The organism is Faecalibacterium intestinale (assembly GCF_040096575.1).
GTDB lineage: Bacteria > Bacillota > Clostridia > Oscillospirales > Ruminococcaceae > Faecalibacterium > Faecalibacterium intestinale.
Genome location: NZ_JBBMEN010000002.1, coordinates 135,782 through 155,335 on the forward strand (window position 1 = coordinate 135,782; position 19,554 = coordinate 155,335).

Consider the following 19,554-nt stretch of genomic DNA (forward strand, 5'->3'; position numbering starts at 1 on the left):
TTCGGTTTCCACTTGATCACTTGTTCCTCCGAATCTGTTTCTTCTCTTTCAGTATTTCCGACACAAGTTCGATTAGGCTTTCCAGCTCTTGCCGTACAGCGTAAAAGCCGTATGCGTGTTTGCTTTCATAGGCATAGTTGAATATCACTGCCGCGGCGTGTTCGGACAGCCCATGCCCTACTTCTTCCCGTATTTTTTGGTATACCAGATCGTTTGCTCTGCAAAAGCCCTTGTTCTTTTCTGTGTTCAGTCGGGCTACTTCATCGTTGTATTTCTTGTTTTCTTCTTCCAACTTCTCTCGGTTCCATTTGACCGACATATTCTCGTCGAAGATATGCCCAACCTTGTACTTCTGCAAGCCGACCGGCTTACACGACATTTCATTTACTCGGTCGAACTCTCTCTGAATATCATCCCAGTCCATTGCTGCCCTCCGTGAAAATATCGGTATACTTCGTGTACACCTTTCCATTATGGAAGTAGAGGTTATAATCGCACTGGGTAATGTACCACCAGAGCTTCTTGTGATACTCCGTCAGCAAATCGTGGAGGTGGTAGGTTTCCTTGTAGTTTTCATCTACCCGCTGGCGGAAAGAAAGTTCGTCAATCTCTTTGCTGCCCGCCACATAACCGGCGATGAAAAGCACATCCTGTTCGGTCATATTGTCGTCAACGACAAATACCACGCGGACTATCTCGCCGAACTTTCTTTTAACGTGGAGCAGATCGTCGAATTTATGGACGTGGTACACCACCCGTTCAAACCAATTAAGCGGGAAGTCTTGCACTTCCGGGCTATCCGGGAGATAGCTCGTGTGCATTTCCAACTTGACGTTTCGCCGCTCTGCCGTGTGGAAAAGACCCTCGTAGAATGACCAATGATCTTTCCAATGGAACAGCGGATCGCCACCACCAGACACCGAAACCCACTCCGGCCTTTCCTTGCAGAGCACCTTGTTGAGCGGTTCCTGTGTGCTGAAATTGTCTGTTTCGCTCATTTTCAGCCCATTGTTTCTTACGATGCACTCCGGGCAGGTGTAATGACAGCCAAAGTTCGTAATGATGCTGACATACTTTCCGGGGTTTGCGTTGACGCAGCGCATCGGCATAATTGCTTTTTCACTTTTCATCTTGTTCACCTATTTCATTGCCCCATACGTCCCATCCGGGCGACCGCTGGCGGGCAAAAAGTTCTATCCTCGGCACGTCGCCCAGCAGTTCTACAATCCGCCGTCTTGTTTCTTCTGGCTTCTTGCTGTGTTCCTCTACTGGGGACTCTATAACTTGATGTACTGCATGGTTCTTGATCTGCGCCGCCGGTTTGAATCCGGGTGTTACTCCCAGCAGGCAAATCTCGGCGTTCGCTCGTGTATACGCTCCCATGCCCCAAAAGTTTGTGTTGCTCTTCCGGTTCTTCTTGATCCACACAAAGGCACAGGTCTTATACTTGAAGCCCCATGCTTCCATGACGCGCAGGGCGTCGGCTATCTGTGGGAATGTCGCCCACATGAAGCACACCGACCCCCCCCCGCAAGGTTTTTAACCGGCAGGGCGCATATATCATCCGTCGTCATGGTGTTATAATGCTGCGCGGCATTGCCCCGGCTCTTTGGGCCGGTTCCACACTGGCGATATGACCACGGAGGATCAGCATAGATCACGGCGTATTTTTTATCTGGCAAATTCATTTGTTTTTCCTCTGGTAGCAGGTGGCACTCCGCAGGATGCAGGTCGTGTCCGCGATCACCGCTTTGTCGTCCCAGTATTCATCTGCGCCAACTTTTCTGGAATCGCTGCCCCACGCTTCGATCCACTCCGGCAAGCTCTGGTTCACGGCATCAAAGTTCAGACCCCACTCTTTGCAGGCTGCAATAGCCGCGTCCAGTTCCTTGCCCGCCCTGCAAGTCCACAGGATCAGACCAGCACCCGCCGCTTGTTCTTTCTTGGCTTCCTCGATAACGTGCCAGTTTGGTTCCCCGATCTCCGGGTATTTGCTCTGACAAATGCACCCATCAAAATCAATGGCTATCGCCCTGCGCATTTCGTCCACCATTTCTTTTTCTGTTCAGTTCAGCAAGGTACTGCTTCCGAACATGGATTGCGATGTGCTGCGGCAAGTAATTGCGGTAAATCTGCGCACAGCCCTGAAACTTGTAGGCGTTGTGCGCAATGAGCATAATCTTGATCTTGAACATTTCGGCTCGCCCGATCACGCCCGCACGATATGCCCTTTCCATTGTTGCTGCAATAGTTTCTTCTTTTGTCATTCCGCTCACCCTCCAAGTTTCGGGTCGGGGCATTCCCATTTGTAGTCCTTAAATTGAATCAGTCGATATGTTGCAATTTCGCCCTCTACGATCTCGATTTCCTTGTTGAACTCCATGCCCATTTCGTAGTCATACACTCTAAAATCCAAGTTGTACTTTTTGGACATTTCAATATAGGGCTGCTCTTCGATATTCCATGCAGCTTTCATGTTCACAACGAGGATCGACTTCTTGCCCTCTTCGCATAAGTCCACATACTCGCCTTTTTCTACGAAGTTTCTTCTCGTCCCCTCGATATGAGCACTCTTGTCTACATACAGGTACATTTCTTCGCTGTCGGGGTCGCGCTCAAATCTGACAGCACCCTTTACAAGCTCCGTGTGTGCGCCGTCGCCCAGCCAGTTCGTAGTGTAGCAATGCAGACATTCCTCCACCCACCGCTTAATGTCTTCCGGCTTTCCGCGGATTTTCAGTTTTCCCTCTACCCAGTTCGGCATGATTCATTCTCCTTTCAAAATCCACACCTGATGCTCACCGTACCCGCTCCACGCCAGTGCGTTCTCATGGGTATCAACTGCAACATCAATGTGCGTTCCCTGCACTCCCGCGCCCTTGTCCTGCACAATGCGGATTCCTACCCCCTCAATGTACAAAACCGTGCCATACGGAAAGATCGTCTGATCCGCCGCCACGGTTACGCCCGCCTGTATCGGCTGGCCGCTGGCTGTGATTCCGTGACCCTCTCCGCAGATATGCGGGTATTGCTCTGTGCAGTAAGCCGTGCAGAAAAACACTCCTGCATCTTCCAGCTCAACTTTCCCATCGGCCAGAGCATCAAGGCGAAGCTGCATAGAATCTATAACCTCTTCGTCCTCTACTGCCCGGTCGATCCAGTGCTGCGCCCGGCTTGCATAAATGTCCCGCTGCGTTTCAAGGTCAGCGATCCGGCTTTTTAGCGCACCAGCCTTTGCGCAGTTGATGATTTCAGCGGCGCAGACCAGAGCCAGAATCGCTTTATCTCTTCTCGTCACTGTTCCACCTCTTTGGATTTGATCGCCAGCCACCACAGCGCGGCATGAAGCGCATACTTCGGGCAAGCCTGAACCGTTGCCATGCCTGCCACGATCGGAATTGCTTCTTCGATTTCCTCTTTCTTCGGCATCGACGCAAGATCAAACCTCGCCCGTGCCACCTTTTCCAGAACCCTGATTGCATCAACGTACAGCACGTTCTCAACCTCCTATTTGATTTTTTCTATCCTTGTCACGGTAATCTTTTCATACTCGTGGCGGTGGAACTTTTGGATTTTGCGGCTGGCGTTGTACTCTGCTTCGCTCTCACCCCAGCCGTTGACGCGAATCGTGTGTACATCCGTTTCGTCAGCGGTGCAGCAGACGACAACCACCTTGTACCTCTGCATCTACTTTCCTTTCTGTGTTACAATGTTCGGGCCTCGGTCAATCATCGGACTTCCGTCTGCACGAGCGGTCAGCGTTCTTGCTACCGTATCCCCGGCATTTGCAAAGGCCGTGTCCGGTACATCGCCAACGCTATACGCTACTGCGTGTTCGTGTCCTTTTGTTATCGTATACTGCGGGTCGCCATCGTTGCCGATACCAAGCCCCGTTCCTCGACCAAGGGCTTTGTACCGCGTCGCAAGCATTGTGTTTATTGGGAAGCACCCGTGGCTTTCAAAAAGCGTTTGGTCTTGATGGGTTGCCAGCGTTGCGGAAAGTTCTTCTTGCACAAGTGCGCCCTTTCCGCCGCCCTCACATCCTCCACGGATTTTCATGGTGTATGCTGCTGCCCCCCCCGCGCTGGGTTTTGATGCCACCATTCGATCATGCCATGAATAGCAGTCAGCAGTAAGTCCTGCAACTTCCCCCCCCTGCGGTATGCACGGGTCAAAATTCCATTGAGTGCCTTTTCGCTCAAAAACGACCACTCCGGCGGATTCTCCACAAGTATCGCAGATAGCATATATTCTTCGCCTGCGCTGGGGTACTCCCCAAAATTGCGCGTTGACGATTCGATAGGCAACAGCTCCGTAATTTGCGAAGTTCCTCCACTTTCCGTGCTGCCGAATAAACTTAGCTGCTCCACCTCCGGTAAACTCTCTAAGACCGAGCAGTTCATTGAGGACAACTTCAAAATCTTCACCTCCGTTCGATGAAAGTGCGCCCGGCACGTTTTCCCAGATCACAAAGCGCGGGTATCTTCCGTTAGTTGCTGCCAGCATTTCCCGGATGATCCGTATTGCTTCTCTGAACAGACCGGACCTTTCTCCCTTCAAACCGGCGCGTTTCCCTGCAATGCTCAAGTCCTGACAGGGTGAACCGAACGTGATAATATCCACCGGCTCGATTTTCGACCCTTTTATTTCCGTTACACTGCCCAAATGCTTCATGTTCGGCAGATGGGTTCTTGTCACCGCAATCGGGTAAGGTTCTACTTCACTCGCCCAGACCGGATGACCGCCGCACATGGCGGCGCACAGCGGCATTGTTCCGCTTCCGTCAAACAGGCTTCCCAGCTTCACCTCATGCGGTGGCTTTCCAAGCTCGCGGAATGCGTTCTGGACAAAGAAAATGGCATTCGGCAACGCCATTCCATTTCCCCACATCGCATATTCTGCCGCCAAACTGTGCAGCCCATCGTGCCACCGCATCAACGCTTCATCGCTCTTTGCGCCGTCCGCGCGAAGGATGGTCTGTTTCGGTTTTGTCTTTTTGATTTCGCAACTTCTGGCATAGACTTCCCGCCAGAAGTTAAACTCTTTCGGATTTTTCAGCGATTCAATTTCCGCCCATCCATCCGGGAACCCTTGCAATCGACTGCATTCCAGTGGAATCAATCGACGGACGATCCAGTCCGGCTGTTCTCTTTCTTCGCAAACCACCGTTTCTGAACCCCCTCCCAACGCTCCACCTGATTTTTTAAGCGTTCCGCTCACATCATCCTCTATGTAACTGTCATATTGTAGCTCTCTATAAGCGACTGCGTGGCGGTCTACTGTATTCAGCGTAAAAGACGTATCTTCTTTTACGCCGCTCCCGTTTTGGTTGGTGTTTCTATCGACAAAATTTCCGGCCAGACACATTGATTTTTCGCTGTGAGCTTTCATGCTACCCCCCCCCGAATCAAAATCGACTGCGACCGCATGGCCGACGCGCTGTTCAGGAGAGTTGGAGCAATACCATCCGAACTATATACCCTTGCTCCTTGCGGAAATTCCGGTGTCAAACATTCGATTTCCATTGATGTTCTCCATTCTTTCTTGTGCGGACGGTCGGGATCGAACCGACCTTTCGGCTCAGAGTAACAGGGGAGCCGTTCTTCTCCATTGCGCATCCGCATAATAGACACCCGCCGCCCTGCTGAACTCTAAGAAAGACAGGGCGGCGGGGCGGTCTGATCTACCAAACCAGACCTACCACCTTTGGCTTGGGTGGATCGGACAAGGCATTTCTTCGCTCATGCAGCGGGCATACCTTTCAACCTCCGTCGTTGTCATGCAGGTATGGCTTGACGCTTCGCGCCTGCCGGTGCAGTCCGGCTTCCATGATTTCAAGTAAAGCAGGTGCGGACGGGGTTCGGCCCCGCTTGCGGTGGTCGGTCGCGCATCCAACCGCCCCGCACCACATATAAAAGCCGCCCCGCTGACGCGGCGCAGGGCGGCTTTTTTACCTCGAAAGATGTTTTGTATCAGCAGCACCCTTGTTGGTTTTCTCGTAATGCTCACAGTTCAGGTTGTACCCATCACACGGCGCACACTTCGCGACCGTGATTCTGAACGTGTGTCGGCACTGTTCGCTCTTGCGAACTTCCTTTATGGTGGGGCTTCTGTTATGTATCTTTATCTTCTTTACTGCTTTCCAAAAATAGACTTGAGGATTTCTTTCAGCGCACCCTCGTCCCGAACGGCATTGAAACCGCCGCTCATATCGAATGCGTCCGTGCCTTTCTTGAACTCCGCCTTACGCTGCATCGCCATAACGCGAATGGTGCTTACGATTACCCTCTCCATCGCGTCTACTGCGTCCGCATCACCAAGGCTTTTGAAAATGCCGTCAGCGGCTTGTGCCACAAGGAAACCCAGCTTGTACGGACTCCCCTTTTCCCTTACCAGCGAGCGTCCTTTTCCCTCGTCCACCACCGACAATTCAGCCGGTTCGTAAAAGCACTTTTCCATGTCGTTCATAACTTTGTCCTTTCTTTGCTTGATGAATATTCGGAAGTGGCGGCGCATCCCAGAGTCAGCACTGGGCGGCGGGGCCATGAGAAAATCCCTGCCTGCACTGGCTGCGCCATATAAAGGAGCGGTGTCGTACAGCGTGATGCTTCCGCTCCTACCCGTGCGGGTAGCCCTACCGTGTTCTTTTCATCTCCGGTAGGTAAGATGCCGGTCTTGCGGAAACCGGCTGACCGGTGCGCTCCCTAAGTGCCCGGTCATGTGGCAGGCGTGTCTCGGTACGCCCAGACCGTTTTTATTTGAACCAGCTCTTTGCGTTGTCCCAGTTCTGAACAGCAAACGCAACGAGCCACAATGCCGTTGGAATTTTCCAATCAAATACCCACCCTGCAAAACAGCAGATCAGGTAAACCGGAGTGGCGAACGAAGCCCACGATAGGCCCAACGCAAACCCCATGATAAAGCACTCTACAAAATAGATCAGCATTTTCTCTCCCGGCTTTTGGCTGCGCTACCGCGCAGCCCATCAGCTTTTCAGCGTTCAGCTTTCTGCTTCTTCTTGAAGAAAGCGGAACGGCCCCCGCCGTACGCCCACGAATTAGAGCGCGGAAGGTCGAGGCCCAAGTTGAACACACCGGCACTCACGCCACCGTCCCAGTAGCCGCCGCGGAACGGAATGTATTCGCCCTCAGTTGCATCAATGTAGCAGTAGGCTTCTTCCTCCCCGGCGAACAGCGCATACTCTTTGAGCATTTCGCTCTTGCATTCCGTCTTGACCTTGCCCCACTCAGAGCTGCCCACGCCGCCCGCTTCATCGTTGTCAGTGGTAAACACGATCTCGCTGCCGGATGCGGAAACATACACTGGTGCGCCCTTATCGTCCGTCAGCAGCTTCCAGTCGTCGCCGCACTGGGTCAGGTCGGTTTCGGGGAGTGCTGCATCGTTATTCGCGGCCACCATCAGCACACCGTTTTTAATCCGCAGACCGGCCAGCACTTCCCAGATATTGCCGCACAGATCGTGGACACCGGTTTTGGTGTGATCGTGCGTCCACGTTTCCGGGCCAGTTCCGGTGAGCGTCCGATTGCTGTTCGGTGCTTTCTGGCCGTGCTCCTTATGGTCGCCATGCCATGCGCCGTAGTCGGTGTTCCCGTGCGGCAGAGTCCCCAGTTTCAGACTAAGGTTTGCAAGGAAGCCCCACTCTGCTGCCGTCATTGGATGCCAGCCCTCGCCCTTGCTGAAACAGGCTTTGGAGAAGTCGTCCAGCGTGATGTTTCCCGCCGGTTTCTGAAACGGCAGGCTGTACGGCTTTCCGTTAATCATCACATTGGGGTACACGGAAATATAGATTTCGTCGTATACCTCGCCGCCGATGATGAACGCCGGGTGCGGCTTGTCGCTGCCACCGAACAACTCTTTATTGCTCATGCGGCGGAATCGGTGCATGATGGACGGAATGCCCGCATCGTCATAGATTGCCACCACGTCCCAGTCTGCGCCGGGTGCAACTTCTTTCGGCGTGGTCAGCGGCTTCATATCTCCCGTGTTCAGTTCTTCCGGGTCACGGCAACAGTCCTCGAAAACGGAGGGAGGAAGAGCCGGGAAGTAAAATCCGGGTGCGGCATACTTGTCCGCCATGTCAAGGAATCTGCCGGACAGCTCCCGCACCATGTCGTCGCTTCCCTCTGCCCTCATGCTCAGGCTCATGTAGTCAAGTTTCACTTTCGCCATGTTCGTTCTCCTTTGCTGCTTTCATCTGTTCACGCCGTTTCTGGCGTTCCTCAAACTTGCGACGTTCCTCTTCTTCCTCTTTTCGGCGGCGTTCGGTTTCTTCGTACCGCCACCGGCCATAGGATTTACCCGCTGCATCCGCCTGTCGAACATCCAGCATCAGCCGATCCGGGGTAATGCGAGTTTTGCGCTGCGCACGTTCCGCCGGGGTGGTCTGGCTCTTTGCATTGCAGATCGGACACAGTTTGATGAACGGTGACTCCGCAATGAATGTTTCCTTACAGGCCGTGCAGGTCTTAAACATCGGCATTTGCGGTGTCCTCCTGCTTCTTATGATGGATGCTGCGGCGGGCATCGCAGATTCTTTTCTGTGCCAGCTCTGCGCTGTACTCGCAGTTCCCGTTCTTGTCCACCCGCCCGGTGTCACCGCGGCGAAGTTCGTTATAAATGGTGGAGCGGTGAACCCTCAGAGTTTCCGCGATACTCTCCACGCTGATCCTATCGAGGTAATATTTTTCCAGCTTCCGACGATCCTCAATCGTCAAATGTCTGCCGCCCAAAGCTCTCTCAGCCCCCTTGTTTCCTAAAAATGCGCAAAAAATAAACCCGGAAGAAACCGTGTCGATTTCTTTCGAGTTTATTTTAACTATTCAGCAGCGTTCGCCGATCTGGCTTGTGTGCGTGCGACAGCGGCCAAGCAGCTGCAAAAGAACCTCGCGCACCTTCCACGCCTGATCCCGTTCTTCCGGGGTGAAAGATATGGTTACTTTCATTCCAGCATCCCCCGGGGGTCATTCTGGGGAGTGGTGGTTTTGAGCACCCCGCCGGGGTATTCTTTTCTGGCTTTTCTGCGTTCCTGTTCGCTATACAGGCGGGAAACGCACCGCAGAACCCCCCGCACAGCTTCCGGGCTTTCCAGCAGATCAAGCAACGTTACACACGATTCACGCAGGCGCTGCACCTCGTTCCCGGTCTGGGCGGCGCTCTTTGCCTTCTCGCGGTTCACATCGTTGCCGTTCATGGTCATGACTGCATCGATCTGTTCAGGGGTCAAGCCAAGGTTTCTTAATTCGTTACGTTTCATGTTTTGTTCCTTTCTTCATTTCAGCGTGTGCCGGACTGCAACAGCGCGCCCAATGATCTGCACGCCTGCCAGCTCGTCACGGGTGAATAGTTCGGCCATGTATGCCGGGTTTGCGGGCGCAAGGATTTGCCCATCTGCCCACAAGACACGCAATAAATACTCTTCCCCGACCTTTACAAGGGCGATCTTGCCGGGTTCCACATGGTCACAGGCTGCAATCTCCACTCTGTCACCGGCTCTTATACCGGCATTCTTCATGCTGTCATCTTGTACCAGCATGAGAAAATCACTGTGCGGTGCTTCGTCCTGTGCGCTCTGGTGCTGCTCCATCTTGCCCACCTCCCTTACAGGTTGCCGCTGTACCAGCAGCCAACAATGCCGATCAGGCACCACACGAAAAACGGGGCAAGGCACTGAAAATGATACATAGTCATTGAAAAATCCTCCATTTTTGATATAATGAGGGCGGTATTGTCGGCTAAACTTTACCGCCCGTTTGCCGCCCACGCTGCGCCAACAGTGTGAGCGGCTTTCTTTATGCGGTCAGTGCTGGTCTTTCAGCTGGGACGGGTAGTCAATTTTGATATCGGCGATTTCGGGACAGCTCAATTCAAGATGAAAAAGAGCTGAATTCCTGTTTCCGGGCAAGTATGTGATCCATCCGCTGGTATACGGTCTTAGTAAGACCTGTTTCTTTACGATCTGGCCGGTGCGGGTAAGTTCGCGGGAAGCGCGCAGGTATGTACCCTCGCTGCAACCTACCGTCTGCATAACGTGCCGTCTTAGCTTCCCGTTTTCGACATACCCCGCCGGGGCTGTCCTTACTGCGTTCAGAATTGCGGCTTTCGCTTCCCGGAATAAATGCCCTTGCGCAGGTGCGGCAGCGCCGCTATACGGTTCCGGCATGGGTGCCCACGCTATCACCGGGCTTCTTGTGGAAAACGGTTGTGCTGCATCGTCTGAGCAATGCGCCTGTACCACTTTGCGCGCGCCGCGCTTATCCAGACAGGTAACCAGCACGCTGGTGCCCGGTTCAGGCCTTACCTTGTTCAATTTGGGGTCATCTGCATAAAATGGGTTCCACTTCATTCTGTTTTCTCCTTCTGCTGCTTGCTGCGGCTAAATACGATCTCCGGCAGGCCGGGCAGGTTCTGGTATACCCTCGCGCCTGTCTGGTTTCCGTACTGGTGCCCGCCGGGGGATGCACGCGGGCAGTCGCACCTTTCGCCGGGGTCAAGGTTTGCGCCGCAATAGGGGCAGGTATTGTATTGCTTACTCATGTTTACCACCTTCTTTCTGTGCCGCCGGGGTGCTGCACGCTGGTAACGGGATCCCTACACAGTTGATCAAGTCCGACAGGTTTGTTTCCTTGGTGATCTTACGGGGCTTGTCCGGTTCGCTTTTCCGCACCAGACTTCTATGCAGCCGTTCACGGCTTGCAACCGGATCAGGAATAATGGGGTTGTGATCTGTAAAGTGCTCATAAGGGTAGACGGATAACCATCCTACGGCAACACTGCTGTCAAGGCAAGCGCACATATACCCGGTGCGATCTTTTACCCCGGCTTCATTGGTCAGCTGCACCAGCTTTTTGCAAATACCCTTTGCAGCTGATTCCGTCCAACGCCTTTTCTTGTTCGCTCTGGCAATGTCCTGACGGTTCTTGTCAAAGTCCTGCAGGCTTTCCAGCAGTTCCCTGTTTCCGGGTGCCTGTTCTTGGGCAAACTCCCGAAAAATATCAAGAGGGGTGCGCGACACAGCAGCCGCAGGCTGCGTATTATCTCTATCTATTACTCTATCTTTTATCTTATTCTTTTTATTAGTGGCCGGTTTTCCGGCTGTCTGATAGCCGGTTTCCCGGCTGTCTGTGGGTTGGTTTTCCGGCTCTGTGTGGGTTGGTTTCCCGGCTGTCTGTGGGTCTGTTTTTAGACCTTCTGTGGGTCGGTTTTCCGGCTCACTGATAGCCGGTTTCCCGGCTGTCTGTGGGTCTGTTTTTAGACCTTCTGTTGGAAGCTTCACATAAATCGTATCTGGTGCGGAAAAATTACGCTTGCGCTCAGTCAGTCCAGCACGATCCAGTGCGCTAAGACCTTCTTTTATGACCGAAACGCCTTTATGAAGATTTTCCGCAATTTCAGTAACGGGGTAAGTGATGTACACCCGGCCTTGCTCGTCAATCCATCCGTTTATCTTTGATAGATTCGCCCGATAAAGCAGAACAGAATAAATCAATTTGGCCGTATGGCTCAGCTTCATATCAAGCAGGAAACGAGGAAAAGGGATATACTGCGGCACACTGGTGTCACTGGTCATATAGTCAGTAATATGTCATCACGCACCTTTCCGATTCAGCGCCGCCGGGGCCTGTCTTTTCTGCTTCGTTCAAGCCATCACCCTACTTTCATTTTTCTGCCAGGTTCTTCAAAGAAGTAAGCGCCGATCTCGCTTGTGGGGATGTTCAGCACGCGGGCAATTGCGGCGATCTGGGCGCTGTTGAAGGGCTGCTTTCCCCTGATCCGCAGGCTGAACGTGCTGGGCACAATGCCCGCTGCCCTTGCAAGGTCTTTCTGGTTATAATCCAGTTCAACCATGCGCAAGCGCAGTTTTTTGAATGGTCTGTACATGGTCAATCCTCCTTCTGGTCACCAATGCTGGCAATGATTTCATCCTTCATGCAGCGGAACGCTTCCACAGCGTCATGCAGCGTGGTGATCTCGCCAGCTGCGATTTTGTCGCGCAGTGCGATTTCTGCGGTTTCTGCCACAGCACGGGCAAGGGTAGGGTAATATCTTGCACCGGGCTTGAAAACACGCTTGGTGCGGCTCTCCTCTACCTCTCCCACGGTGTAAGCGCTCTTGCCTGCGGTCATATAATAGCTGCCAATCAAATGAATCATGTTTTACTCCTCCTCGATGATCTCGGTCACATCCACACCCAGAGCGGCGGCAATGCGGCCAGCGGTAGCGGGCATGACAGGTTTGCCCTTGTTGATGTTCAGGGTTGTCTGACTGGACACAACAGCGTTGTCACGCAGGTCGCGCTGGTTCCACTGCTTGCGTGCAAGGGCAATGCTTAACTTGCTTTTAGAAATTTTCATGGTTATCACCTCCATCAGTAGACCCAAAATGGTCTGTGTCTTGAATTATAGCAGATATGTATTGGTCTGTCAACTGCGAGAACAGATTCTTTTTGGTCTGGACTTTTTGCGCATAGACTGGTATAGTAAAAGGGGGTGATTTTATGACAATAGGCGAAATGCTAAAAAAAGCACGGATTGATGCAGGTTTGACCCAAAAGCAACTTGCTGAAAAGTGCGAAATGGCTGATTCTGCAATTAGAAAATATGAATCTGGCAGAATTGTTCCTAAAATTAAGACCATAACCAAAATAGCCAGCGCTCTGGGGATGTCTACCAGCGACTTCATTTCTGGTGATTCTTATTCCGAGAAATCAATTGACGAACGGATTTTTTTTGCAGAACGAGAAATAGTTTCTCGTATAAGACGTAATATAAAATTTGAACGCTATAACAATCCAGATAGCAAAATTGATAATCAGCTAATCAAAAAATGGATTTTTGATCTTGCGCCGGATATCTCAAAGAAGTATGCACTTCCAGAAGAAACATTAAAAAATGCTTCTGACAAGCTTGCATGGCTTGCGACAGATATTCACCTTGCAACTGAAGTTGATGATCTTCCTGAACATCATCGGCAAGTAATTGATTTGATGGACACGCTGAACGAAGTTGGTCAGCGTGTTGCAGTTGCCAGAATTGAAGAACTATCCCAAATACCGAAATATCAAAAACACGCCGCCGGGGACAGCACCCAGAGCGCGGGCACTGGGGACGAAGACGACCTGGAATAAAAAGAAAAACGCCCACAGCGTGAACTGTGAGCGCTAAATTTCGGCATTTTGCCGGTTATGTGCGATGCAGCACCCCACGATCAGAGCGCCGCCGGGGACAAAATGCACAAAAGAAGGAAGGTGCAGCCAGATGGGTAAACGGACAAATACAGCTGTCTGGGAAGAAAAATACCAGCGTTGGCGCATAGCCGTGCAAAAGGACGGGGTACGCAAACAGTTTTACAGCAGCACACCCGGGCGCACTGGGCAGCGGGAAGCCAATGCAAAGGCAGATCAATGGCTTGACACTGGCACAGATCCCCGGGGCAGCAGAATAGAGGAACTGTATAAAGACTGGTACGCCGCACTGGAACAGACCACCGGCACCGGCAACTGTAGGAACGTAGAAAGCCGCTGGCGCACGCGGATACTGCCCGCCGTGGGAAGAAAGCGGATCACCAGCTTGACGGAACAGGACTTACAAAACGTGGTCAACAAAGCGTTTGCGGACGGCCTGAGCAAGAAAACGCTGCAATCCCTCTGCGCTGATATGCGGGCATTCTGCAAATACTGCCGGGCGCGCAAGCTTACCACCTTCAACCCCGAGGGGCTGCGGGTGCCCGCCGGGGCGCGTCCAAAGGGCAAGACCGTGCTGCAGCCCTCTGCCCTGCTTACCCTGCTAAACGTTGACACAACGCTTTACAGGGGCAAGCGGGTGCATGATGATTATATCCACGCCTACCGCTTTCAGCTGCTTACCGGTTTGCGTCCGGGGGAGCTGCTGGGGCTGCGCTGGGCAGATATCCGGGGCGATATGGTGTATATCTCCCGCGCTGTGAATGTTCTGGGAGAACAGACGCAGGGCAAGAATCAGAATGCTGTGCGGGCTTTTGCCCTGTCAGACCGTGCCCGCGCCGTGCTGGAACAGCAGCGGCAAATAACAGGCACGCAAGAAAGCGTGTTTGATCTGGTCAGTGAAGCGTACTATTACAAGCGCTGGCAAGTGTATTGTAAATCAAACAGTATTCCCCCCATCTCTGTATATGAACTGCGGCACAGCTTTGTCAGCGTGGTGAAAACGCTGCCCGCCGGTGAAGTAAAAACGTTGGTGGGACACAGCCAGACCATGGACACATTCGGTGTTTACTCCCACGCCCTGAACGGTGATGCAGCAGCTGCGGCAGAGGATGTAAATGCAGCTTTTGACCGGATTTTGACCTCTGAAAAATAACACACTTTTTAACACACTTTTATTTGCAGCCTTGCAAACGTGATTTACATAAACAAACCAGAATGACGGTTTTATGCCATATTTCTGTGCTAAAATGCCATATTTTTGTGGAAATGCTTTCACTTATATGTTCAACTCCTGTCACCAGCTCCAAAGAAAACCGCTTGGATCCTTAGAGTTTCGGGCGGTTTTCTTTTTGCTATGGCACATCTTAAAATATCTAAAAATATCCAAAATCTCACCATAATCTAACAAACAAGCTAACAAATCAGCACTTTACCCTCTGCACAACACACTTCTGTGTTACTTGCATTCGCCCGGGGCGGCGAACGGCAGCGCTAAATGGGGCTTGGGGTGTTCCCCCGCGGACATTTTTGGTGTATAATGGTAAAAACAACCCCATACCAAAGGAGGAACCAAGCATGATCCAATTCGGTCTGCGTCTGCACGACGCGGAAAAGCTGCCCATTGAGCAGGTGCTGCCGCTGGTGCACCAGAAGGGCTTTTCCTGCGTGCATCTGGCGCTGAGCAAGTCCCTGAAGGAGGTGCCCAACACCCCCTCTGCCCTCACCCCCGGCTACGCGGCTTATCTGCGCCGCCTGTTTGCCAAAAACGAGCTGGACATTGCGGTGCTGGGCAACTACCTGAATCTGGCGCACCCGGATGCGGATGCCCTGCACGCCATTCAGGAAAAGTACTACGCACACATCCGCTTTGCCAGCCTGCTGGGCTGCGGCATGGTGGGCACCGAGACCGGTGCACCCAACGCGGAGTACAAGTTCTGCCCGGAGTGCCGCAGCGATGCCGCCCTTGCCGCTTTTATCAAGAACTTCAAGCCGGTGGTGCGCTGCGCCGAGCAGTACGGCGTGACCATTGCCATTGAGCCGGTGGTCAAGCACATCGTGTATGACGCCCGCCGCGCCCGCACCGTGCTGGACGAGATCGGCAGCCCCAATCTGCAGATCCTGCTCGACCCGGTGAATCTTTTGAACATAGAAAACGTGGACCAACGAGAGGAAGTGTTTGCCGAAGCCATCGAGCTGCTGGGCAAGGACGTGGCCATGATCCACTTCAAGGACTTCTTGCGGCAGGATGCCGGCGGGCAGCTGGCTGCCACCGGTGCCGGACAGGGCGGCATGGGCGACTACCGCACCATTCTGCGGTTCGCCAAGGAGCAAAAGCCCTATGTGTTCGCCACCTTGGAGAACACCACCCCGGAAAACGCCGTTCAGTGCCTGCAGTATCTGCAAAAGCAGTACGACGAGTGCTAAATTTATTTCGGGTCGGAAGACCGCTTGCAAGCGTTCCTCCGACCCTTTTTGCTGTCTAAAAAAATAAGTCGGGAAAATCGTAGATTTTCCCGACTTATAGCTATAATATAGTGCTCAGCCCAGCGCCTGCTGGATCTTGGCAAAGTCTTCCAGCGTCAGGGCTTCCGGGCGGATGCGGGCATCAAAGCCTGCGGATTCGATGGCGGCAATGACCTTCTCCTTGGGCAGGTTCAGCCCGCCTGCAATGGCGTTGGCAGCGGTCTTGCGGCGCTGCCCAAAGGCGGCGCGCACCAGCGCAAAGTAGCCCACCTCGTCCTCCACCTGCACAGCGGGGGTGGGACGGATGTCCATGCGCACCACAGCGCTGGTCACCTTGGGGGCGGGGTAAAAGCTGCCCGGTGCGGCGGTGAACATCAGCTTGGAGGTGGCGTAGTAGTTCACTGCGCAGCTGATGGCGCTGGAAGCGCGGGTGCCGGGCACAGCAGCCAGACGGTCGGCGGCTTCCTTCTGCACCATGACGGTCAGGCTCTCGATGGGCAGGCGGTCGCCCAGCAGCTTCATCACGATGGGGCTGGTGATGTAGTAGGGCAGGTTTGCGCACACCGCCACCGGCATCCCCGGGAACTCCTCGGCGATAAGGGCTTTCAGGTCCACCTTCAACACGTCCTGCAGCACCAGTTTGAAATTGTCCACCCCGGCCATGGTCTCGGCCAGCAGGGGCGGCAGACGCTCGTCCACCTCGATGGACACTACCTTGGCGGCACGCTTAGCCAGCTCCTTGGTCAGCACACCGATGCCGGGGCCGATCTCAATGACACCGTAGCGCTTGTCTACCCCGCTGGCATCCACGATCTTGGTGGGAATGCCCGGGTTGATGATAAAGTTCTGCCCAAAGCCCTTGGAAAGTGCAAAATCGTATTTTTCGCACAGGGCACGGATCACAGAAAGGTCGGTCAGTTCCGGCATAGGGTCAATTCCTTTCTCAGAAAAAGGCTGTTGCAGAACGCAGCAGCCTTTTTGGTGTTATGGTTCAGATCTGCGGGCTCACTCCGCTGCGCTTGCAGCTGTTTCCGGCTCAGACTCAGCAGTCTCGCCTTCCGCAGTCTCTGCAGGGGCGGTATCCTCTGCTGCGGCAGAAGCTGCGGCACTGTCCGCTGCGGCGGCAGAGCTTGCGCCTGCCAGCGTGGTAGTGCCGCTCAGCTGCTGGGCAGCGCTGACAGCGCGCTGCACCTGCGGGTCGGTCTGGGGCGTGTAGTCGTAGAAGTTCGTAGCTTCCTCTGCGCTCAGGGCGCGCTCCACATCCACGGTCAGGCCGGTGCCGTCAAAGCAGCTGCCGTCGCCGCAGACCAGCTTTGCCACTGTGATGACCACGGCGCTGCCGTCCGACAGGCGCTGCGGACTGCTCTGGATGGTGCCCTTGCCCATGGTGGTGGTGCCCACCAGACGGGCACCGTTCATGGTGCGCAGGGTGGCTGCGAACAACTCGGCTGCGCTGGCAGTGTTGCCGTTTACAAGGCAGACCATGGGCAGGCTGACGGAGCTTTCGGCATCGCTGCTGCCGATGACGGTGCGGTTGCCGTTTTTATCCTCGGCGTAGGCCACCGTGCCCTCCGGGGCGATCAGGTCGATGCAGCTGACTGCATCTTCCAGAATGCCGCCGCCGTTATCCCGCAGGTCGAATACCAGACTGGCTGCGCCGTTTGCGGTCAGGGTGCGCAGGGCGTAGTCCAGCTCGCTGGGCGTAGTGCCATCAAACTGACGGATGCGGATGTAGCCCACATTGTCCAGCAGCTGGTAGTCCACGGTGGTGCTGGTGTAGCCGGAATGGGTCAGCTCAGCCGTTTTGCTGGCGGCAGCACTGTTCAGCCATGTCACAGTAACGGTCGTACCGGCCTCGCCCTGCAGGGCTTTGTACACGGCATCTGCACTGGACAGGCTCTTGACATCGGTATCGCCTACGGTGGTGATGTAGTCACCCACGGCGATGCCTGCTTCCTGCGCGGGAGAGCCGTCGTAGACGCGGGTCACCTTGGCGTAGCCGGTCTGGTCGATGCCAAGCTCCACGCCAATGCCCAGGATTTTGCCGCTCTGGATGTTCATCAGCTCGGTGTAGGCGTTGGCGGTGTAGTAGCGGGCGTACTTGTCGCCCGTGCCCAGCAGATAACCGGCGGTCAGACGGTCGTACAGCATCGTCTCATCGATGGTGTAGTAATCGTTGCTGCGGACATAGCGGTCCACCTCAGCGATCTTGTTGTACATACTTTCCTTTTCTTTTACGCTGTTGACCGTGCTGTCGAACAGACGCATGGCGATGAGCATCGTGATGGAAAAGGTCACGGTCATGGCAAGGATCACGATGGTGACTGCCATACCCAAAGAAATTTTACGGTTCATGGTTCGTTCCTCCCGGTCAGAGCAGCAGCATCATAAGGATGCTGCCCAGCAGCGAGAGTACAAACACCCCTGCCAGAACCAGACAGCCGATGCGCAGCACGCGCTTGCGTTTTTGTTCGTTCATAGATCAACCAGACTCCTTGCGTTGCTTGTTAGTTGTGCGGGATGGGGATGCAGCTGCGGGGGTTCACGGCGTTGGCCTTGGAGCCGCCCTTCCACACCTCCAGATGCAGGTGGTTGCCGGTAGAATTGCCGGTGGTGCCCACATAACCGATCAGTTCACCCTGCTTCACATACTTGCCCGCACTGGTAGCCACCGAGCGCATATGCGCGTACAGGGTGGAATAGGTATTGCCATCGGACATTTTGCCGTGGTAGATGATAACGTAGTTGCCGTAGCCGCCGGTAGACCAGCCTGCCACCTGCACATAGCCGCTGGCGGCTGCGTAGATAGGCGTGCCGCCGGCTGCCGCAAAGTCGATACCGGCATGGAGCTTGTTTACGCCGGAGACCGGGTTCTTGCGCCAGCCGTACTCGCTGGAAATGCGGCTATAACTCTTCAGCGGGCAGGCAAAGCCGCTAAAGCTCAGCTGCGGCTTACTGGCAGAGGCTGCGGCGATCAGCTTCTGGATCTCCTTTTTCACGGCCTCGTAGTTCAACTCGTCGGATTCAATGGCTGCCTGTGCCTTCTGCTGCGCCGCCTGTGCCTCGGCAGCGGAAAGCTTTGCCGCAGAGATGCTGTTGTTCAGCTCGCTCTGCTTGCCCTTCATCTGGGCGTTCTGGCTGTCCAGCTCGCTCTTCTGGCTTTGCAGCTCTGCCTTTTCGGCTTCCAGACCGGCCTTCTGCTCTTCCAGCGCGGCCTTATCGTCCTCCAGCCCCTGCTTGGCAGACTTCATGTTGTTCATGATCTCGGTGTCCTTGATGGAGATATCCTGCATCACCTCGTTGAAGGTAAGCAGCTCGTACAGGTCGTTCACTGCACTGAGCATGGCCACACTGCCGCCGTCCCGCAGCTCCTGCATGGCAGCCATGTGCTTTTTGAAATCATCCCACTGAGCATCTATCTCGTTCTGCTTTTGCTCGATCTGGGTCTGCTTGTCCGTGATCTGGGTCTGCATCACACCGATCTGCTGTTCCTTCTCGCCAATGCTGTTCTGCACTGCAGCGATCTGACCGCCCAGCACACTGATCTGATCCTGCAGAACGGTGACCCGCTCCTTCAGTTCGCTTTCCAGCGCCTTTGCGGCAGATTCCTTCTTTTTGGCGTCCGAAAGCTCCTTTTTGTGCTGATTGATAGACTGGGAAAGCTTGTCCAGCTTGGTCTGCAAGCTGGCCATGCTGGTGCTATTGGTAGCTGCCGAGGCCGGGTACACTGTGGCTGTCAGCAGCAGGCAGACACAGGCCAGCCCAAGGCTGACCGCACGGATCAGCTTGCTGCGGGGGCTTTCCGGCCGGGCGTGCCGGGCGGTATAAGGGCCTGTGAGCCGGAAGGGCTTTGCGTGCATCGCTTTACTCATAAAACGCGGCTCCTTTCG

At 54.2% G+C, this 19,554-nt stretch carries 29 protein-coding genes, 1 tRNA gene and 1 pseudogene; 3 read left to right on the plus strand and 28 right to left on the minus strand.

All coding sequences use genetic code 11. The features are described from left to right. Positions 1-16 precede the first annotated feature (16 nt). From WMO20_RS02480 to WMO20_RS02600, 25 genes and pseudogenes are all read right to left on the minus strand, one after another. Positions 17-424 (minus strand): hypothetical protein, encoded by a 408-nt coding sequence (locus WMO20_RS02480; RefSeq protein ID WP_349185729.1) that lies wholly within the window; start codon positions 422-424, stop codon positions 17-19. Beyond that, a complete protein-coding gene (locus WMO20_RS02485; RefSeq protein WP_349185730.1) occupies positions 411-1,130 on the minus strand; it encodes a hypothetical protein in 720 nt (239 codons plus the stop codon). The genes WMO20_RS02480 and WMO20_RS02485 overlap by 14 nt, the downstream gene beginning before the upstream one ends. After that, positions 1,120-1,688 (minus strand): annotated as a pseudogene (locus WMO20_RS02490) (MT-A70 family methyltransferase). The gene WMO20_RS02485 and the pseudogene WMO20_RS02490 overlap by 11 nt, the downstream one beginning before the upstream one ends. Beyond that, a complete protein-coding gene (locus WMO20_RS02495) occupies positions 1,685-2,053 on the minus strand; it encodes a hypothetical protein (RefSeq protein WP_349185731.1) in 369 nt (122 codons plus the stop codon). The pseudogene WMO20_RS02490 and the gene WMO20_RS02495 overlap by 4 nt, the downstream one beginning before the upstream one ends. After that, positions 2,019-2,267, minus strand: coding sequence for a hypothetical protein (locus WMO20_RS02500; protein ID WP_349185732.1), 249 nt, complete (start codon positions 2,265-2,267; stop codon positions 2,019-2,021). Before WMO20_RS02500 ends, WMO20_RS02495 begins: the two co-directional genes overlap by 35 nt. A gap of 5 nt (positions 2,268-2,272) precedes the next feature. Next, positions 2,273-2,764: a hypothetical protein gene (locus tag WMO20_RS02505; protein ID WP_349185733.1), complete on the minus strand. Its 492-nt coding sequence runs from the start codon at positions 2,762-2,764 to the stop codon at positions 2,273-2,275. Positions 2,765-2,767: 3 nt separating this feature from the next. Next, complete coding sequence (locus WMO20_RS02510) at positions 2,768-3,298, minus strand: 3D domain-containing protein (protein ID WP_156060117.1); 531 nt, start codon at positions 3,296-3,298, stop codon at positions 2,768-2,770. After that, positions 3,295-3,495, minus strand: coding sequence for a hypothetical protein (locus WMO20_RS02515; protein WP_156060116.1), 201 nt, complete (start codon positions 3,493-3,495; stop codon positions 3,295-3,297). Before WMO20_RS02515 ends, WMO20_RS02510 begins: the two co-directional genes overlap by 4 nt. A gap of 12 nt (positions 3,496-3,507) precedes the next feature. After that, positions 3,508-3,687 carry a hypothetical protein gene (locus WMO20_RS02520; RefSeq protein WP_349185734.1) on the minus strand — a complete coding sequence of 60 codons (180 nt, stop codon included), beginning with the start codon at positions 3,685-3,687 and terminating at the stop codon, positions 3,508-3,510. Then, the gene (locus tag WMO20_RS02525) at positions 3,688-5,391 is read right to left on the minus strand and encodes a DNA cytosine methyltransferase (protein ID WP_349185735.1); all 1,704 of its coding nucleotides are present in this window, start codon (positions 5,389-5,391) and stop codon (positions 3,688-3,690) included. 156 nt (positions 5,392-5,547) lie between these two features. Further along, positions 5,548-5,622: transfer RNA gene (locus tag WMO20_RS02530), tRNA-OTHER, on the minus strand. A gap of 510 nt (positions 5,623-6,132) precedes the next feature. Continuing rightward, complete coding sequence (locus WMO20_RS02535; RefSeq protein ID WP_349185736.1) at positions 6,133-6,468, minus strand: hypothetical protein; 336 nt, start codon at positions 6,466-6,468, stop codon at positions 6,133-6,135. 286 nt (positions 6,469-6,754) lie between these two features. Next, positions 6,755-6,946 carry a hypothetical protein gene (locus tag WMO20_RS02540; protein ID WP_156060113.1) on the minus strand — a complete coding sequence of 64 codons (192 nt, stop codon included), beginning with the start codon at positions 6,944-6,946 and terminating at the stop codon, positions 6,755-6,757. Positions 6,947-6,993: 47 nt separating this feature from the next. Next, entirely contained in the window at positions 6,994-8,190 is a 1,197-nt protein-coding gene (locus WMO20_RS02545) for a hypothetical protein (RefSeq protein WP_349185737.1), read from the minus strand. After that, positions 8,171-8,500 carry a hypothetical protein gene (locus WMO20_RS02550; protein ID WP_242887852.1) on the minus strand — a complete coding sequence of 110 codons (330 nt, stop codon included), beginning with the start codon at positions 8,498-8,500 and terminating at the stop codon, positions 8,171-8,173. The genes WMO20_RS02545 and WMO20_RS02550 overlap by 20 nt, the downstream gene beginning before the upstream one ends. After that, complete coding sequence (locus tag WMO20_RS02555) at positions 8,487-8,750, minus strand: helix-turn-helix domain-containing protein (protein WP_349185738.1); 264 nt, start codon at positions 8,748-8,750, stop codon at positions 8,487-8,489. Before WMO20_RS02555 ends, WMO20_RS02550 begins: the two co-directional genes overlap by 14 nt. Positions 8,751-8,840: 90 nt before the next feature. Then, positions 8,841-8,963: a hypothetical protein gene (locus tag WMO20_RS02560; protein WP_349185739.1), complete on the minus strand. Its 123-nt coding sequence runs from the start codon at positions 8,961-8,963 to the stop codon at positions 8,841-8,843. Then, entirely contained in the window at positions 8,960-9,274 is a 315-nt protein-coding gene (locus WMO20_RS02565) for a hypothetical protein (RefSeq protein WP_349185740.1), read from the minus strand. The genes WMO20_RS02560 and WMO20_RS02565 overlap by 4 nt, the downstream gene beginning before the upstream one ends. 15 nt (positions 9,275-9,289) lie before the next feature. Continuing rightward, positions 9,290-9,604, minus strand: a complete 315-nt coding sequence (locus WMO20_RS02570; RefSeq protein ID WP_349185741.1) for a LexA family protein — start codon at positions 9,602-9,604, stop codon at positions 9,290-9,292. Between the two features lie 213 nt (positions 9,605-9,817). Continuing rightward, positions 9,818-10,363 (minus strand): hypothetical protein, encoded by a 546-nt coding sequence (locus WMO20_RS02575; RefSeq protein ID WP_349185742.1) that lies wholly within the window; start codon positions 10,361-10,363, stop codon positions 9,818-9,820. Then, entirely contained in the window at positions 10,360-10,554 is a 195-nt protein-coding gene (locus tag WMO20_RS02580) for a hypothetical protein (protein ID WP_349185743.1), read from the minus strand. Before WMO20_RS02580 ends, WMO20_RS02575 begins: the two co-directional genes overlap by 4 nt. Beyond that, complete coding sequence (locus WMO20_RS02585) at positions 10,547-11,587, minus strand: replication initiator protein A (RefSeq protein WP_349185744.1); 1,041 nt, start codon at positions 11,585-11,587, stop codon at positions 10,547-10,549. Before WMO20_RS02585 ends, WMO20_RS02580 begins: the two co-directional genes overlap by 8 nt. 77 nt (positions 11,588-11,664) lie before the next feature. Beyond that, positions 11,665-11,898 carry a helix-turn-helix domain-containing protein gene (locus WMO20_RS02590; protein ID WP_349185745.1) on the minus strand — a complete coding sequence of 78 codons (234 nt, stop codon included), beginning with the start codon at positions 11,896-11,898 and terminating at the stop codon, positions 11,665-11,667. A 2-nt stretch (positions 11,899-11,900) separates the two neighbouring features. After that, positions 11,901-12,170, minus strand: a complete 270-nt coding sequence (locus WMO20_RS02595) for a hypothetical protein (protein WP_349185746.1) — start codon at positions 12,168-12,170, stop codon at positions 11,901-11,903. 3 nt (positions 12,171-12,173) lie between these two features. Then, a complete protein-coding gene (locus WMO20_RS02600) occupies positions 12,174-12,371 on the minus strand; it encodes a helix-turn-helix domain-containing protein (protein ID WP_349185747.1) in 198 nt (65 codons plus the stop codon). A gap of 143 nt (positions 12,372-12,514) precedes the next feature. Between WMO20_RS02600 and WMO20_RS02605 the strand changes: the two genes are divergently transcribed. The 3 genes from WMO20_RS02605 to WMO20_RS02615 all read left to right on the plus strand — a co-directional run bounded on the left by WMO20_RS02605 (position 12,515) and on the right by WMO20_RS02615 (position 15,625). After that, a complete protein-coding gene (locus tag WMO20_RS02605) occupies positions 12,515-13,144 on the plus strand; it encodes a helix-turn-helix domain-containing protein (RefSeq protein WP_349185748.1) in 630 nt (209 codons plus the stop codon). A 130-nt stretch (positions 13,145-13,274) separates the two neighbouring features. Beyond that, a complete protein-coding gene (locus WMO20_RS02610; RefSeq protein ID WP_349185749.1) occupies positions 13,275-14,354 on the plus strand; it encodes a tyrosine-type recombinase/integrase in 1,080 nt (359 codons plus the stop codon). A 422-nt stretch (positions 14,355-14,776) separates the two neighbouring features. Further along, the gene (locus WMO20_RS02615) at positions 14,777-15,625 is read left to right on the plus strand and encodes a sugar phosphate isomerase/epimerase family protein (protein WP_349185750.1); all 849 of its coding nucleotides are present in this window, start codon (positions 14,777-14,779) and stop codon (positions 15,623-15,625) included. A 114-nt stretch (positions 15,626-15,739) separates the two neighbouring features. On the opposite strand, the gene rsmA is transcribed toward WMO20_RS02615, so the two are convergent. The 3 genes from rsmA to WMO20_RS02630 form a co-directional block, all read right to left on the minus strand. Continuing rightward, positions 15,740-16,591 (minus strand): 16S rRNA (adenine(1518)-N(6)/adenine(1519)-N(6))-dimethyltransferase RsmA, encoded by an 852-nt coding sequence (gene rsmA / locus WMO20_RS02620; protein ID WP_117526494.1) that lies wholly within the window; start codon positions 16,589-16,591, stop codon positions 15,740-15,742. 78 nt (positions 16,592-16,669) lie between these two features. Next, complete coding sequence (locus WMO20_RS02625; protein WP_349185751.1) at positions 16,670-18,019, minus strand: S41 family peptidase; 1,350 nt, start codon at positions 18,017-18,019, stop codon at positions 16,670-16,672. A 152-nt stretch (positions 18,020-18,171) separates the two neighbouring features. Next, the gene (locus WMO20_RS02630) at positions 18,172-19,536 is read right to left on the minus strand and encodes a murein hydrolase activator EnvC family protein (protein WP_349185752.1); all 1,365 of its coding nucleotides are present in this window, start codon (positions 19,534-19,536) and stop codon (positions 18,172-18,174) included. Positions 19,537-19,554: the final 18 nt, after the last annotated feature.

Bases quoted from the DNA above. Each gene is read 5' to 3' on its own strand.
- WMO20_RS02600 (WP_349185747.1), bottom strand. From the start codon at position 12,371: ATGAAAATTTCTAAAAGCAAGTTAAGCATTGCCCTTGCACGCAAGCAG.
- rsmA (WP_117526494.1), bottom strand. From the start codon at position 16,591: ATGCCGGAACTGACCGACCTTTCTGTGATCCGTGCCCTGTGCGAAAAA.
- WMO20_RS02505 (WP_349185733.1), bottom strand. From the start codon at position 2,764: ATGCCGAACTGGGTAGAGGGAAAACTGAAAATCCGCGGAAAGCCGGAA.
- WMO20_RS02545 (WP_349185737.1), bottom strand. From the start codon at position 8,190: ATGGCGAAAGTGAAACTTGACTACATGAGCCTGAGCATGAGGGCAGAG.
- WMO20_RS02570 (WP_349185741.1), bottom strand. From the start codon at position 9,604: ATGGAGCAGCACCAGAGCGCACAGGACGAAGCACCGCACAGTGATTTT.
- WMO20_RS02525 (WP_349185735.1), bottom strand. From the start codon at position 5,391: ATGAAAGCTCACAGCGAAAAATCAATGTGTCTGGCCGGAAATTTTGTC.
- WMO20_RS02625 (WP_349185751.1), bottom strand. From the start codon at position 18,019: ATGAACCGTAAAATTTCTTTGGGTATGGCAGTCACCATCGTGATCCTT.
- WMO20_RS02495 (WP_349185731.1), bottom strand. From the start codon at position 2,053: ATGGTGGACGAAATGCGCAGGGCGATAGCCATTGATTTTGATGGGTGC.
- WMO20_RS02630 (WP_349185752.1), bottom strand. From the start codon at position 19,536: ATGAGTAAAGCGATGCACGCAAAGCCCTTCCGGCTCACAGGCCCTTAT.
- WMO20_RS02500 (WP_349185732.1), bottom strand. From the start codon at position 2,267: ATGACAAAAGAAGAAACTATTGCAGCAACAATGGAAAGGGCATATCGT.
- WMO20_RS02485 (WP_349185730.1), bottom strand. From the start codon at position 1,130: ATGAAAAGTGAAAAAGCAATTATGCCGATGCGCTGCGTCAACGCAAAC.
- WMO20_RS02585 (WP_349185744.1), bottom strand. From the start codon at position 11,587: ATGACCAGTGACACCAGTGTGCCGCAGTATATCCCTTTTCCTCGTTTC.
- WMO20_RS02610 (WP_349185749.1), top strand. From the start codon at position 13,275: ATGGGTAAACGGACAAATACAGCTGTCTGGGAAGAAAAATACCAGCGT.
- WMO20_RS02575 (WP_349185742.1), bottom strand. From the start codon at position 10,363: ATGAAGTGGAACCCATTTTATGCAGATGACCCCAAATTGAACAAGGTA.
- WMO20_RS02540 (WP_156060113.1), bottom strand. From the start codon at position 6,946: ATGCTGATCTATTTTGTAGAGTGCTTTATCATGGGGTTTGCGTTGGGC.
- WMO20_RS02550 (WP_242887852.1), bottom strand. From the start codon at position 8,500: ATGCCGATGTTTAAGACCTGCACGGCCTGTAAGGAAACATTCATTGCG.
- WMO20_RS02590 (WP_349185745.1), bottom strand. From the start codon at position 11,898: ATGTACAGACCATTCAAAAAACTGCGCTTGCGCATGGTTGAACTGGAT.
- WMO20_RS02565 (WP_349185740.1), bottom strand. From the start codon at position 9,274: ATGAAACGTAACGAATTAAGAAACCTTGGCTTGACCCCTGAACAGATC.
- WMO20_RS02615 (WP_349185750.1), top strand. From the start codon at position 14,777: ATGATCCAATTCGGTCTGCGTCTGCACGACGCGGAAAAGCTGCCCATT.
- WMO20_RS02595 (WP_349185746.1), bottom strand. From the start codon at position 12,170: ATGATTCATTTGATTGGCAGCTATTATATGACCGCAGGCAAGAGCGCT.
- WMO20_RS02605 (WP_349185748.1), top strand. From the start codon at position 12,515: ATGACAATAGGCGAAATGCTAAAAAAAGCACGGATTGATGCAGGTTTG.
- WMO20_RS02560 (WP_349185739.1), bottom strand. From the start codon at position 8,963: ATGAAAGTAACCATATCTTTCACCCCGGAAGAACGGGATCAGGCGTGG.
- WMO20_RS02535 (WP_349185736.1), bottom strand. From the start codon at position 6,468: ATGAACGACATGGAAAAGTGCTTTTACGAACCGGCTGAATTGTCGGTG.
- WMO20_RS02580 (WP_349185743.1), bottom strand. From the start codon at position 10,554: ATGAGTAAGCAATACAATACCTGCCCCTATTGCGGCGCAAACCTTGAC.
- WMO20_RS02480 (WP_349185729.1), bottom strand. From the start codon at position 424: ATGGACTGGGATGATATTCAGAGAGAGTTCGACCGAGTAAATGAAATG.
- WMO20_RS02520 (WP_349185734.1), bottom strand. From the start codon at position 3,687: ATGCAGAGGTACAAGGTGGTTGTCGTCTGCTGCACCGCTGACGAAACG.